Origin of the sequence: Paraburkholderia sp. RL18-085-BIA-A (genome assembly GCF_046027075.1) — a bacterium.
In the GTDB taxonomy this organism is placed as follows: domain Bacteria; phylum Pseudomonadota; class Gammaproteobacteria; order Burkholderiales; family Burkholderiaceae; genus Paraburkholderia.
Map to the genome: position 1 here is coordinate 86,077 of NZ_JARESU010000018.1, position 13,444 is coordinate 99,520.

General features: G+C 63.2%; 9 protein-coding genes. 6 read left to right on the forward strand and 3 right to left on the reverse strand.

Translation table 11 applies throughout. The features are described 5' to 3' along the window. Positions 1-4: 4 nt before the first annotated feature. Positions 5-1,126: an acyltransferase family protein gene (locus P0D89_RS15325; protein ID WP_408358133.1), complete on the reverse strand. Its 1,122-nt coding sequence runs from the start codon at positions 1,124-1,126 to the stop codon at positions 5-7. Positions 1,127-1,465: 339 nt separating this feature from the next. Between P0D89_RS15325 and P0D89_RS15330 the strand changes: the two genes are divergently transcribed. From P0D89_RS15330 to P0D89_RS15345, 4 genes are all read left to right on the forward strand, one after another. Next, positions 1,466-1,654 (forward strand): hypothetical protein, encoded by a 189-nt coding sequence (locus P0D89_RS15330; protein WP_408358132.1) that lies wholly within the window; start codon positions 1,466-1,468, stop codon positions 1,652-1,654. A gap of 172 nt (positions 1,655-1,826) precedes the next feature. Then, entirely contained in the window at positions 1,827-4,028 is a 2,202-nt protein-coding gene (locus P0D89_RS15335) for an NHL repeat-containing protein (RefSeq protein WP_408376890.1), read from the forward strand. A 120-nt stretch (positions 4,029-4,148) separates the two neighbouring features. After that, on the forward strand, positions 4,149-5,615 hold the full coding sequence (locus P0D89_RS15340) for a flippase (protein WP_408358130.1): 1,467 nt from the start codon (positions 4,149-4,151) through the stop codon (positions 5,613-5,615). Beyond that, positions 5,612-8,059, forward strand: a complete 2,448-nt coding sequence (locus P0D89_RS15345; protein WP_408358129.1) for a glycosyltransferase family 4 protein — start codon at positions 5,612-5,614, stop codon at positions 8,057-8,059. Before P0D89_RS15340 ends, P0D89_RS15345 begins: the two co-directional genes overlap by 4 nt. A gap of 168 nt (positions 8,060-8,227) precedes the next feature. Here the strand turns inward: P0D89_RS15345 and P0D89_RS15350 are convergent, their stop codons facing one another. Then, complete coding sequence (locus P0D89_RS15350) at positions 8,228-9,448, reverse strand: acyltransferase family protein (protein ID WP_408358128.1); 1,221 nt, start codon at positions 9,446-9,448, stop codon at positions 8,228-8,230. Between the two features lie 243 nt (positions 9,449-9,691). Here P0D89_RS15350 and P0D89_RS15355 point away from each other — a divergent pair, with 243 nt between their 5' ends. After that, positions 9,692-9,835, forward strand: a complete 144-nt coding sequence (locus P0D89_RS15355; RefSeq protein WP_408376891.1) for a hypothetical protein — start codon at positions 9,692-9,694, stop codon at positions 9,833-9,835. A gap of 328 nt (positions 9,836-10,163) precedes the next feature. Beyond that, on the forward strand, positions 10,164-11,069 hold the full coding sequence (gene galU, locus P0D89_RS15360) for a UTP--glucose-1-phosphate uridylyltransferase GalU (RefSeq protein WP_408358126.1): 906 nt from the start codon (positions 10,164-10,166) through the stop codon (positions 11,067-11,069). A gap of 170 nt (positions 11,070-11,239) precedes the next feature. Here the strand turns inward: galU and P0D89_RS15365 are convergent, their stop codons facing one another. Further along, positions 11,240-13,417, reverse strand: a complete 2,178-nt coding sequence (locus tag P0D89_RS15365) for a malate synthase G (RefSeq protein ID WP_408358125.1) — start codon at positions 13,415-13,417, stop codon at positions 11,240-11,242. Between the last annotated feature and the right edge of the window lie 27 nt (positions 13,418-13,444).

Below are 13,444 nucleotides of genomic sequence, written 5' to 3' on the forward strand. Positions count from 1 at the left end.
CGGCTCATGCGCGGCTTTGCGGTGCTTGCCGCGCAGCGCGAGCCCCGGCGACCCCGCCGCCCGGCGCATGCGCGTGGGTCTGCGCCTGCATTTGCGAATGCGCCTTGCCACGCGCGCAGAAGATCAACCGCTTCTCGAACGCGAACCAGGTGATGCTCGAATAGACGAGCGTGATCGCGAGTGCGAGCGCGGCGGTCACATAGCGGTTCAGATGCAGCGGCCACAGCACGTACAGCACGCTCAGATGAATCAGGTAAATTGTGTAGCTGATGGTGCCGATATAGACCAGCACCGGATTGCACAGCAGCCGTTTGACGATGCCCTTGCTTTGCAGAGCGATGACCACGACCGAAGTACAAAGCACCAACGAAATGCTATAGAGCCCCGCATTCGAGAGCGGCGTATTGGCCGCGCGAAAACGCGGGAAGTGCAGATGCAGCCACGCGAGCACGGCGAGCGCGGCGAAGAAGCCGAGCACCGCGAGACCCTTGAACGGCTCCAGCGCGTCGCGATCGCGCCGCACCGCGACCGCCAGCAGCGCGCCGGCCGCGAGCAGGTCCATGCGGAACGGCGTCAGGTAATAGATCGGCCAGAACGAATCGAACCACGGCGTGGCGACTGCGCGCAGCACCGGCACCAGCACGACCAGCGCGGCCGCCACATAGCCGAGCAGACGCTCGGGCACCAGCAGGATCACGAACGGCCAGAAAATATAGAACTGCTCCTCGACCGCGAGCGACCACAGCACATTCAGGCTGTCGTGACCGCTCTGATTGAGCGCGTCGCCGATATTGGTCGCGAAGAACGCGTACCAGTACCAGTGCTGCGCCCACGCGAGGCCGAACAGCAACGACGACACCACCATCAGCAGCACGTACGGCGGCAGGATGCGCCGCGCGCGGCGCGCGTAAAAGTAGCGGAAATACGGCAACTGGCGTTCCTTGCGATCGAGCAGGATGCCGCTGATCAGAAAGCCGCTCAAAACAAAAAACAGATCGACACCCATCCACAGCGGCGCCTTCAGCGCGTGCTGCGCGAAGACCGCGAGCACGGCGATGGCGCGCAGGCCGTCGAGCTGCACGATGCGGGAGTGGGTAGGCGCGAGGGGCAATGCGCTGGCTGTCATGAACCGTCCATGGTGTGAAGCGGATGGGCCGGGCGAAGCGTCACACGTGATTCCACACGGAACACGCGTACTCGCTTCGCGTCGCAACGGAAGTGCAGTCGATTCTAGGGAAAAGAAAATCGCGAAAAAACGGTAATGAATAAGAGAAGTGAATCAGATTGCAACAGGGTGTTTCGTTATCCATTAGAAATGGATTTATATGCTTGCGCGCAGACCTTCGCGTGATGCGTAATAACTGCCAGGAGTGGGCCGGCGCATCGGTAAAGATGGGGATAAAGCGCACAGCGCGGGTTCATTGCAGGTCCGGTACATTACGCGCCGTAACGCATTTCAATTTAATTGATTTTTAAATCACTTTCTTTCGTCACGCTTAAAGCATCGAATATTTTTGAATTATTTTCGATTTTCGTCGCGGCGTTTTTTCCGCGTAATGTGAGCCGTGCGGATTGGCATGTCCGGGACCGCGCGCGGGCCGCACACGGCACGCGTCGTCAGGCATCCGGATGGGTGGTGGCGGTCATGACATGACGGCCGCCGGCCACGAACATCGCCTCGCCGTGCGGCAGCGCATCCGTCCTTCCTGCACGAATCGGCCGCACGGTTTTCTTGCGTGGCTTCCGGCTGCGTGGCCCGCCACATCAATTGATTTTTTATCCGCGCGGGCTCGTGCCCGAGCGCGGCGCTGACTGGAGGATCTACCTTGCTCCGTTTCACGTTCAAAAGCTGGCTCGCCGTATTGGCGTGCGCCGCCGGACTGGCTGCGGGATCGGTCAGTTTCACGGCTTGCGCGGAAACAGCGTTGAACGCGAAGACCTCATGGATCGGCAACAGCTTCGGTTTCGGTGACGGCACATGGGCGCAGATCAACATCACCGCGATCGCGGTGGCGCCCGACGGCAAGGTCTACACCAACGCGCCCTGGGACGAGAGCGGCGCGGAGGCCAGCGTCTATCAGAAGGGCAAGATGCTCGGCTTCGCGGGCGGCACGCATGGCTGGGGCAATAGCGGCGGCAGTGCGATCGCGGTCAATCGCAAGTATGCGTTCGTGGCGATCGCGGTCGGCAACGAAAAGGGGCGGCTGGTCGAGCAGGGCGTGTGGCCGGAGAAGGGCAAGCAATGGTTCGGTATTTCGCGCCGCCAGATCGCCGATCCGAAACGTGCCGCGCCGTTCCAGCCCGCCGCGAAAAGCGCGGACCCGCATGCGCAACTCGCGGCGGGCTTCCTGATGATGAACGAAGTGCCAACCGGCACGAGCGCGGAAATCGGCGGCCTGGCGGCCAACGAGACCACGCTGTTCGCGTCGAACACTGCGCGCGATCGCATCGAGGTGTACGACGCCGAGTCGATGCAGAAGAAGGCCGCATGGACCGTGCACGAGCCAGGCCGCATCGCGCTCGCGCCCGACGGCACGCTGTGGGTGCTGAGCGGCACGCGCAACGACCGCGCGCCGCACGTCGAGCACTACACCGCAACCGGCCAGCGCATCGAAGAAAACTTCGCGCTGCCGGCCGACACGGTGGCGGTCGATCTCACCGTCGACGCGCAAGGCCGCATCCTGATCGCCGACAACGGTCCGCGCCAGCAGGTGCTGTTCTTCACGAAGAACGATGGCCGCTATACGGAGTCCGGCACGCTTGGCGAGAAAGGCGGCATCTTCAGCGGCATCGCGGGCAAGCCGGGACCGCGGCGCTTTAACGGACTGACCAGCGTCGGCGTGGATGGGCGCGGCAACGTCTATGTATCGACCAACGGTATCGGTCCGCGCTACGAGCCAATCGGCGCGGGACTCGGCGCGACGCTGGAGAGCTATGCGCCCGACGGCAGACAGAACTGGCAGGTGCAGGGGCTGCTGTTCGTCGACGGCGCGTGGATCGATCCGTCGCGGCCGGACAGCGTCTATACCGGCAACAAGCGCTTCGAACTCGATCTGTCGAAGCCCGCCGGACAGGACTGGAAATACGCAGGATTCCTGTCGAATCGCTTCAGATATCCGGACGATCCGGTCTTTCACACCGACCAGTATCCGGGCCTGCCGATCGCCCGCAAGCTGAAGGGCCGCACGTTCCTGTACCTGACGGACATGTATGCGGACCATCTGAAGATCTATCGCTTCGATCCGCAGCATGACGGCGAAACGGCGATTCCGTCGGGCTTCATCGCGGGCCGCGAGCGCGGGGTCGCGAAGGTGCCGAATGCGCCGCCGGGCGGCGACTGGATCTGGCGCGATACGAACGGCGACGGCCGCTTCGACAGCACCGAATTCACGCTCAACACGAGCGGCACGAAGCTCGCGGGCGGCTGGGGCTGGTGGGTCGATACCAACGGCGACATCTGGCGCACGCGCGACACCAAGGGCATCTATCGCTTCCGTTTCGGCGGGCTGGATGCGAAGGGCAATCCGGTCTATTCGTACTCGGACCTGACGCAGTACCCGGTGCCGCAACCGTTCACGGAACTGCATCGCGCGATCTACGACCCCGCCACCGATTCGCTGTACGTGAGCGGCTATACGCCCGACACGCCAGTCGATCGCGGCTTCTGGAAAGAAGTGGGACGCGTGCTGGTGCGCTACGACAAATGGTCGAGCGGCAATCCGGTTCAGCGCTACGCGATCACGCTGCCGTGGCAGACGCAGAGCAAACCCATCGCGACGATCATCGGCCTGACCGTCGAAGGGCAATACATCTTCGGCGTCGAACCGGTCGGCGCGGTGCACGTGTGGGACAAGGACAGCGGCAAGGAACTGGGCGTGATCCGTCCGGGCCCGGAAGTGGGGCGCGCGTCGGGCTGGGTCGATGTGCCCAACGGCATCAGCGCGGCGAAGCGCGCGAACGGCGAGTACCTGGTGTTCGTCGAGGAAGACGCGCGCGGCAAGGTGCTGATGTATCGCTGGACACCTTGATAAAGCGGGTGGTGTGAAGGCTTCCTTTGCATCATCGCCGCCCGAAGCCAGGCCCGCGCGACCCCAACGCAAAAGCATGAGCAACCGCAAACGCAATCGCAGTCAAACCCAAGGCATCCGATGGACAAAGGCATTCTCAGGAACGTAGCGATCAATTTCTTCGGGCTGGTGCTGCCGACCTTCGTCTCGCTCGTGACCGTGCCGTCGTATATCAAGCTGCTCGGCGTCGAGCGCTACGGCGTGATCAGTCTCGTGTGGACTTTGATCGGCTACTTCGGGATTCTCGATCTCGGCATGAGCATGGCCGCGCAGAACCACATCTCGAAGGCGCGCGCATCCGGCGACAAGGACGAAAGCGCGCGCGTGTTCTGGAGCGCGACGTGGCTCAACCTCGCGACCGGCGTGATCGGCGGCCTGATCATCTACTTCGGCGCGTTTCTGTACACCGCGTACTTCACCAAGGTGTCGCCCGAGCTTCAGCACGAGGTGTATATGGCGCTGCCGTGGCTCGCGGTGGCGATTCCGATCGCCAACGTGTCGTGGGTGTTCGCCGGCGCGATCAACGGCGCGGAACGCTTCGGCGTCTACAACACCAATCAGACGCTCGGCACGTTTCTGTTTCAGTTGCTGCCGCTGGGTGCTGCGTTGTGGCTCGGCGCGACGTTGCAGAACGTGCTCGCCGCGGCGGTGTTCGCGCGGATTCTGGCCGCGCTGCTGCTCGGCCGCTCCGCGTTGAAGGTGCTGGACATTCGCCGCGTGTTGCCGCCGCAGTTCGGTGTCGCGAAGGGGCTCTTCAACTTCGGCGGCTGGATGCTGATTGCCAGCGTCACCACGATGGTCGCCGACTCGCTCGACCGCGTGATGCTCGGCACGAGTCTCGGCGCGCGTTTCGTCACGTACTACACGGTGCCGCAAAACCTCGTCACGCGTTTGAACATCGTGCCGACCGCGCTGGTGCGCACGCTGTTTCCGCGCTTGTCCGCGGTTGGCCGCGCGGACGCCGACACCATCACGCAGCAGTCGCTCGAATTTCTGAACGGCGTGTTCACGCCGGTCGCGCTGGTCGCGATGCTGGTGCTCGAACCGTTCCTGCATTTGTGGGTCGGCAATGAGATCGCCACGGTGGCCGCACCCGTGGGCCGCATCATGATCATCGCCGTATGGCTGGTCGGTCAGGCGAACGTCACGCGGATTCTGATCCAGTCGCAGGTCAATCCGGCCACTGCCGCGCGCGTCGGTCTCGTCGAATTGCCGCTGTTTGCAGGGGCATTGTGGCTCGGCATCACGCACTTCGGTTTGACCGGCGCGGCGGTGGCCGTCGCCGGCCGCGCGCTGTTCGACTACGCGGTGCTGCTGCACTTCTCGGCGATCCGCGCGCGCCAGATCGCGCTCGACATGCTCGCCCATCTCGCCTTTCTGCTTGCAAGCCTGTGGCTTGCGGGCCTGGTGCCAAGTCTCGCGCTGGCGATCGCCGCCGGCGTGCTGATGGTCGGCGCGAACATCGCCTGGTCGATCACGATGACTCCCGCCTTGCGCAATCTTGCGCGCTCACTGCTGTTGCGACTGAATCCGAGGAAAAGCGCATGAACCAGGAAGTCCTTGAAGAAGCCGCGCTGCGACCCGCGACGCGCAGCGCTCTCGCCGAACTCACGAGCGTGCCCGGCGTGCCAGCCACGCCACGCCGCACCGCGTTTCGCGCCGGCAAGACCGTGCGCATCGCGATCGTGCATGACTGGCTCGTCACCTATGCGGGCGCGGAGAAAGTGCTCGAGCAGATCGTCGCGTGTTTTCCGGACGCGGACCTGTTCAGTCTCGTCGACTTTCTCGACGACCGCAGCTTCCTGCGCGGCAAGTCCGTGACGACGTCGTTCATCCAGAAGCTGCCGCTCGCGCGCAGCAAGTACCGCTCGTATCTGCCGCTGATGCCGCTCGCGATCGAGCAGCTCGACGTGTCCGCGTACGACGTGGTGATCTCCAGCAGCCACGCGGTCGCCAAGGGCATTCTGACCGGCCCCGACCAGGTGCATATCAGCTACGTGCATTCGCCGATCCGCTACGCGTGGGATCTGCAACACCAGTACCTGCAGCAGTCGAAGCTGACCAACGGCCCGAAGTCGGCGCTCGCGCGGCTGATTCTGCATTACATCCGCAACTGGGATATCCGCACGTCGAACTCGGTGGACGGCTTCGTCGCGAACTCGGACTTCATCGCGCGGCGCATCAAGAAGGTCTATCAGCGCGACGCGAAGGTGATCTTTCCGCCGGTCGATGTCGAAGCGTTTTCGCTGTGCACGGAAAAGGACGACTTCTATCTGACCGCGTCGCGGATGGTGCCGTACAAGAAGATCGATCTGATCGTCGAAGCCTTCGCGCGCATGCCCGAGCGCAAGCTGGTCGTGATCGGCGACGGCCCCGACATGGAGAAGATCCGCGCGAAGGCGGGGCCGAACGTGGAGATCATGGGCTACCAGCCGTTCAAGGTGCTCAAGGACCGGATGAGCCGCGCGAAGGCCTTCGTGTTCGCCGCCGAGGAAGACTTCGGCATCTCAGTGGTCGAGGCGCAGGCTTGCGGCACGCCGGTGATCGCGTACGGCAAGGGCGGGGCGCTCGAAACGGTGCGCGATCTGTCGGAGTCGCGGCCCACCGGGATGTTCTTCGACGAGCAGGATGCCGAATCGATCATCTCGGCGGTGCGCCGTTTCGACGAGCACATCGCGCGCGTGTCGCCGACGGATTGCCGGGCCAACGCCGAGCAGTTTTCCGCCGCGCATTTCCGCGAGCGCTTCTTCTCGCATGTGCGTGCGGCGGTGCCGGCGTTGCGCGGGGCGAAGCTGGCGCCGTACGTGCCGTACAAAGCCGAGGCGGCAGCCAGCGCGCCGCGCATTCTCGCCGTCGATCAAAGCGGCGTGCTGGGCGGCGCCGAGTTGTCGCTGCTGGAAATCGTCAAGGCGCTGCGCTCGCGCATCGAAGTCGTGCTGTTCGACGACGGCCCGTTCCGCACCGCGCTCGCCGAAGCAGGCGTCACTGTCGACGTGCTGGATGCCGGCGCGTTGCGCCATGTGCGCAAGCAAGGCGGATCGCTGCCGAAGGGCCAGGCGTTGAAAGGACTACTGTCGCTCGTGCGCGCCACTGCGAAACGCGCACGCGCAGCCGACGTGATCTACGCGAACACCCAGCGCGCGATGGTGATCGGCGCGCTCGCCGGCAAGCTGGCGCGGCGCCCGGTGGTCTGGCATCTGCGCGACATCGTGAGCCGCGAGCATTTCGGCGGCAAGCAACTCGCAATCATCAAGTGGTGCGCGCGCCTTGGCCTCACGCACGTGATCGCCAATTCGGCCGCGTCGGCGCGCGCGTTCACCGAACTCACGAAGTTCGACGACAAGCGCGTCGACGTGGTGTTCAACGGCATTTCCGCCGAGCCGTTCGACGCGTTGCGCACGGTGCCCCAAGCGACGCTGCGCGAGCGCCTGAACCTGCCGCGCGACGCGTTCCTGGTCGGCTCGTTCAGCCGCCTCGCGCGCTGGAAAGGGCAGCACGTGCTGCTCGAAGCGATGGTACTCAATCCGCAGATGCACGCGGTGCTGGTGGGTGCGCCGCTGTTCGGCGAGGATCAGTACGAGAGCGAGTTGCACGCGTTCGTCGCCGCGCACGATCTGGCCGACCGGGTGCATTTCCTCGGCTTCCAGCATGACATTCCGGCCTGCATGTGCGCGGTCGACGCGGTCGTCCATACGTCGATCACGCCGGAGCCGTTCGGCCGCGTGATCGTCGAAGGGATGCTGGCGCAGCGGCCGGTGGTGGCCGCGCGCGCGGGTGGCGTGCTGGAGATCATCGACGACCACGAAAACGGCGTGCTGTGCACGCCGGGCGATGCGCACGGTCTGGCCGACACGCTCGCGGAATTGCGTTCGAACGACGACCTGCGCAACAAGCTGGTCAGCAACGGCTATCGGACGGCGCTGAGCCGGTTCGGCACGGCGACCTACGTGGACGGTGTCGCGCGGATTCTGAAGCGCGTGGCGGGGCGTTAAAAAGCGCCGGAGAGCCTGGGGAGATATGAGTCTCCTTGGGCTCAGGCCGGCGCGGTTGGATAGGTACAGGTTTGACGCGGGGTTAGGCAAGGACTCGGCCGTCCTTGTCGTTGGCGCAGCGGAGCGAAGGTCCACGGACCTCCGCTCCGTCTTTTTATCGCGAGCTTTTTATTTCGAAACCCGCGCGGTCTTCGGTTTGAAGCTGGCCGACCACTTCATCGCGGGCAGTTCGACCAGCCGGTAGAACACATAGGCAACCGGCACGGCCACCAGCATGTAGCCGAACGACGGCCAGATCGACATCTGCAACGACGAGCGGAACAGCAGCGACGACAGCAGCACGAAGATCGGCAGATGGATCAGGTACAGCGAGAAGCTGAAGTCGCCGAAACGGGACAGCAAGCGCATCCCGAACGTTGCGCGCCGCGCGCCGTTGGGACGCTCCAACGCCTTGTACAGATAGAACGCGAAGCCGAGCGCCCACAACTGGAACGCGCCGTACTGGCCGAAATGAAACGCCACGCAGCCGAGCACGATGAAGCCCGCGGCCAGCACATACAGCCACAGTGACGAGCGCGTTTGCGAAGGGCCACTAGTGCTGCTGGCTCGCGCGTCCGCGATCCACGCGCCGAGCGTCCACGAAAACCAGTACGACGTGAAGAACTGGATGTCGTGGCGTTCGAGTACATAAGCGGACACCACGTTGACCACCGCGACGATCGCGAGCACGGACGTCATGCCAATGCGCCGGCGCAGCGCGAACAGCAGCGGATAGATCGCGTAGAACTGCACTTCGAGCGAAAGCGTCCACAGCGCGCCGTTCGAGCCATACGTCTTGCCGGCCACCCCTTGCAGCGACAACAGGTTGACGAGGAACGCGTGCAAACCGATCTCGCGGATCTTGTGGCTGACCGGCGGCAATTGCAGGCTGTACCAGTCGAGCGCGAAAGTCAGCAGCAGCGCCGCGAGCAGCACCGGATAAATGCGCGCGAAGCGGCGCACCCAGAAATTCAAGGTGTCGAGCCGGTAAGCGGGATTGCTGGCGAGGCGCAACGCGCCGCCGCGATGAATGCAATAGCCGCTGATGACGAAGAAAATCGGCACGCCCGCCGAGCCCCACGCAATCGGGAACGTCAGATAAGCCGCGATCGCGCTCAGACTGAACGCATGGCCGACGCTCTGGTGAAATGCCTGCATGCCGACCCAGGCGACCTGGCGGCAATGAAAATACGCGACCAGCAGCGCGGCAAAGCCGCGCATCGCGTCGATCACGTGCTCCTTGCCGGCGCTGTCGACGCGCGCTTCGCCCGGCGCGCGTGACGTTGCGGCAGTTCGTGGCGGGGAGAGGGGCAGGGATGAGCCGGCGGCATCCAATGCTGAGTCGCTCATGCGCGGTCCTTATATTCTGAACGGAAAGAAGCGGATTGCCGGGCGCCGTGCGCGCCCGCGCTGCATCACATGCTAGAGCACGAAGGCCGTAAAAAAACGCTAAAAAAATGCCCGCCGCATTTGAATTGAATAATGATTTTGTGACGAATTGTAATTTAGCATAAGCAGATGCGGCATTGAATTATTTGCCGCTTTTGTCGTGCTAATTTTAAAGCACGGATTTTCCTGACCAGAGGTGAAGTCATGAACCTGCATATACTCGCCGGCGTTGCCGTGCTGCTGATCCTTGCCGCCGCCTCCGCGTACCGGGAGGCGCTGCGCAACGAGCCTATCCGCCGTTACCGGATGAATCCGGGCAAGCTGCCGCCCGTCGACGAAAACGACTGACACGCGCGCGGCGTTGCCCGTGCTGAGCCGCGATTCGCGCTGGCAATTTATAATTGCGGCGTCGCTCGCCCCCCGCGGACCGGCAGCCGGGTCCGTAAAATTTTCGGAATTGCTGAAAAATAATTCGATTGGAATATGTCATTTTTGCCTGTTGGTTTCCACTATCTGGCATGGACAAATCGAATCATTTTTTTAATTCGACCGAGAAAAATTCGCGCGTGAAACGGACTGGTTTTTTTGCTAGTCTTTGCAGCGATATCTAATGGTCACCAATTGGCCGCCAGGTCCGCGGACACACTAATTTCTAACCGATGTGGGAATGCCTACCATGCTGAAAGTCACCAAAGCCGTGTTTCCCGTAGCGGGCCTCGGGACACGATTCCTGCCGGCTACCAAAGCAAGTCCCAAGGAAATGCTGCCGATCGTCGACAAGCCGCTGATCCAGTACGCGGTCGAAGAAGCGATCGCCGCCGGCATCACCGAGATGATCTTCGTGACGGGCCGCAGCAAGCGCGCGATCGAAGATCATTTCGACAAGTCCTATGAGATCGAAGCCGAACTCGAAGCGCGCAACAAGCAGAAGCTGCTCGATCTGGTGCGCAGCATCAAGCCGGCCAACGTGGACTGCTTCTATGTGCGCCAGGCCGAAGCGCTGGGTCTCGGCCATGCGGTGCTGTGCGCCGAGAAACTGGTGGGCGACAGCCCGTTCGCCGTGATTCTCGCCGACGACCTGCTGCACAGTTCGAAGCCGGTGATGAGCCAGCTCGTCGATACCTTCAACCACTATCACAGCTCGGTGATCGGCGTCGAGACCATCGCACGCGAGGACAGCCGTTCGTACGGCGTGGTCGACGGCCGCGAGTGGGAAGACAACGTGATCAAGCTGTCGGGCATCGTCGAGAAGCCGGCGCCGGACAATGCGCCGTCGAACCTCGGCGTGGTGGGCCGCTACGTGCTGATGCCGACCATCTTCAAGCACATCCGCGCATTGAAGCCGGGCGCGGGCGGCGAACTGCAACTGACCGACGCGGTGCAATCGCTGCTGACCGAAGAGCAGGTGCTCGCGTATCGCTACTTCGGCACACGTTTCGATTGCGGCAGCAAGCTCGGCTATCTGAAGGCGACGGTGGAATTCGCGCTGCGCCATCCGGAAGTGAAGGCGGATTTCGAAGCGTATCTGCACGCGTACATGCAGAGCAACGCGCAGGCTCAGTACACGGCGGAAGCGGCGTAAGGGTTTGAGCGCAGCGCTCAGCCACGCCTGGAAGAATCACCGCACGAAAGGCTCGAAAGGCTCGAAAGGCTCGCATAAGTAAAAACGGGCGCCGCATCACGCGGCGCCCGTTTTTTATTTCAAACCACTTCACGCGTCATCACACGCGAAGCGGCCCAGCGAAAACACCGTCAACCCTGCTGCTTTTTCACTTCAAGGCGGAACTTGTGCAGCAACGGTTCCGTATAACCGCTGGGCTGCTGGCGTCCTTCGAACACCAGCGCATGCGCGGCCTTGAACGCAATCGTGTCGAACCCCGGCGCCATCGGCGTGTAGTTCGGGTCGCCCGCGTTCTGTTCGTCGACCACCTTCGCCATCCGCTTGAACGTCTCTTCGACGAGTTCGCGCGTCACCACGCCGTGATGCAGCCAGTTGGCGATGTGCTGGCTCGAAATACGCAGCGTCGCGCGGTCTTCCATCAGGCCGACGTTGTGAATGTCCGGCACCTTCGAGCAGCCTACGCCCTGGTCGATCCAGCGCACCACGTAGCCGAGAATGCCTTGCGCGTTGTTGTCGACTTCGCTGCGGATCTCGTCGTCGCTCCACTTCGCCGATTCGACCACCGGAATCGTCAGCAGGCCGTCGAGCAGTTCGTCGCGCACCTTCGCATAGTCGGTGCGCTCCAGTTCCTGCTGGACCGCCTGCACGTCGATCTGATGATAGTGCAGCGCGTGCAGCGCCGCGGCGGTCGGCGAGGGCACCCATGCGGTGTTCGCACCGGCCTTCGGATGCGCGATCTTCTGTTCGAGCATCGCGTGCATCAGGTCGGGCATCGCCCACATACCCTTGCCGATCTGCGAGCGGCCGCGCAAACCCGCGCTCAATCCGACCAGCACGTTGCTGCGCTCGTACGCGGCAATCCATGTGCTCGACTTCATGTCGCCCTTGCGCATCATCGGGCCGGCTTCCATCGTCGAGTGCATCTCGTCGCCGGTGCGGTCGAGGAAGCCCGTGTTGATGAACGCCACCCGCTCCGACGCTTCGGCGATACAGGCGAGCAGGTTCACGCTGGTGCGGCGCTCCTCGTCCATGATGCCCATCTTGATCGTGTTGCGCGGCAGCTTCAGCAGGTCTTCGACGCGCGCGAACAGCTCGCTCGCGAACGCGACTTCGGCTGGCCCATGCATCTTCGGCTTGACGATGTAGATCGAGCCGGTGCGCGAATTCAACTGGTTCTTGCGGTCGTGCAGTGCGCACAGTGTGGTGATCACCGCGTCGAGAATGCCTTCCGGAATCTCGTGGCCGTCTTTGGTCTGCACCGCCGGATTCGTCATCAGGTGGCCAACGTTACGGATGAACAGCAGCGAGCGGCCATGCAGCACGACGGGCGCCGTGCCGTTCGCGGCGACGTACACGCGGTCCTCGTTCAGCCGGCGCGTGAAGGTCTTGCCGTTCTTCGTGACCTCTTCGGTCAGATCGCCGTTCATCAGGCCGAGCCAGTTGCGATAGAGCTGCACCTTGTCGTCGGCATCCACGGCCGCGACCGAGTCCTCGCAATCGATGATCGTGCTCACGGCCGCTTCGACCACCACGTCCTTCACGTGCGCCGCATCGGTCTTGCCGATCGGATCGTTCGCGTCGATCTGGATTTCGAAGTGCAGGCCGTTGTGCTTGAACAGCACCGCGGACGGCGCGCTCTCTTCACCCTGATAGCCGATGAATTGCGCGGGCGTTTGCAGCGCGCTCGTGCCGTTCTTCAGTGCGACGACCAGCTTTCTGCCTTCGACGCTGTAGCGCGTCGCATCGGCGTGCGAGCCGTTCGCGAGCGGCGCGGCCTGATCGAGAAATTTGCGTGCGTAAGCGATCACCGCCGCGCCGCGCACCGGGTTGAACGCCTTCTGCTTTTCCGCGCCGTTAGTTTCGGGAATCGCGTCGGTGCCGTACAGCGCGTCGTACAGGCTGCCCCAGCGCGCGTTCGCCGCGTTCAGCGCATAGCGCTGATTCGACAGCGGCACCACCAGTTGCGGGCCGGCCTGTTCGGCGATTTCGGTGTCCACCTGGTCGGTCGTGGCTTTGACGCGGGCCGGCACCGGCACGATATAGCCGATGCCTTCGAGAAACGCACGGTACGCGCGCAGGTCGCGCACCGGCCCTGGATTGGCGCGATGCCAGTTGTCCAGTTCGGTTTGCAGCCGGTCGCGCTCGGCGAGCAGCGCGCGATTTTTGGGCGCCAGCTCGTGCACGAGGGCGTCGAAACCCGACCAGAATGCGGCGCTGTCGATTCCGGTGCCGGGCAAGGCTTCGGTTTCGACGAACTGGTCGAGATTGGCGGCAACCTTAAGTCCGCCGCGCGGGTTCATCTGAGTCATCGACTGCTCCATCTGTCTGAATGGGAC

Excerpts from the sequence above, each read along its gene's own strand:
- galU (WP_408358126.1), top strand. The coding sequence starts at position 10,164 with ATGCTGAAAGTCACCAAAGCCGTGTTTCCCGTAGCGGGCCTCGGGACA.
- P0D89_RS15340 (WP_408358130.1), top strand. The coding sequence starts at position 4,149 with ATGGACAAAGGCATTCTCAGGAACGTAGCGATCAATTTCTTCGGGCTG.
- P0D89_RS15355 (WP_408376891.1), top strand. The coding sequence starts at position 9,692 with ATGAACCTGCATATACTCGCCGGCGTTGCCGTGCTGCTGATCCTTGCC.
- P0D89_RS15325 (WP_408358133.1), bottom strand. The coding sequence starts at position 1,126 with ATGACAGCCAGCGCATTGCCCCTCGCGCCTACCCACTCCCGCATCGTG.
- P0D89_RS15365 (WP_408358125.1), bottom strand. The coding sequence starts at position 13,417 with ATGACTCAGATGAACCCGCGCGGCGGACTTAAGGTTGCCGCCAATCTC.
- P0D89_RS15350 (WP_408358128.1), bottom strand. The coding sequence starts at position 9,448 with ATGAGCGACTCAGCATTGGATGCCGCCGGCTCATCCCTGCCCCTCTCC.
- P0D89_RS15345 (WP_408358129.1), top strand. The coding sequence starts at position 5,612 with ATGAACCAGGAAGTCCTTGAAGAAGCCGCGCTGCGACCCGCGACGCGC.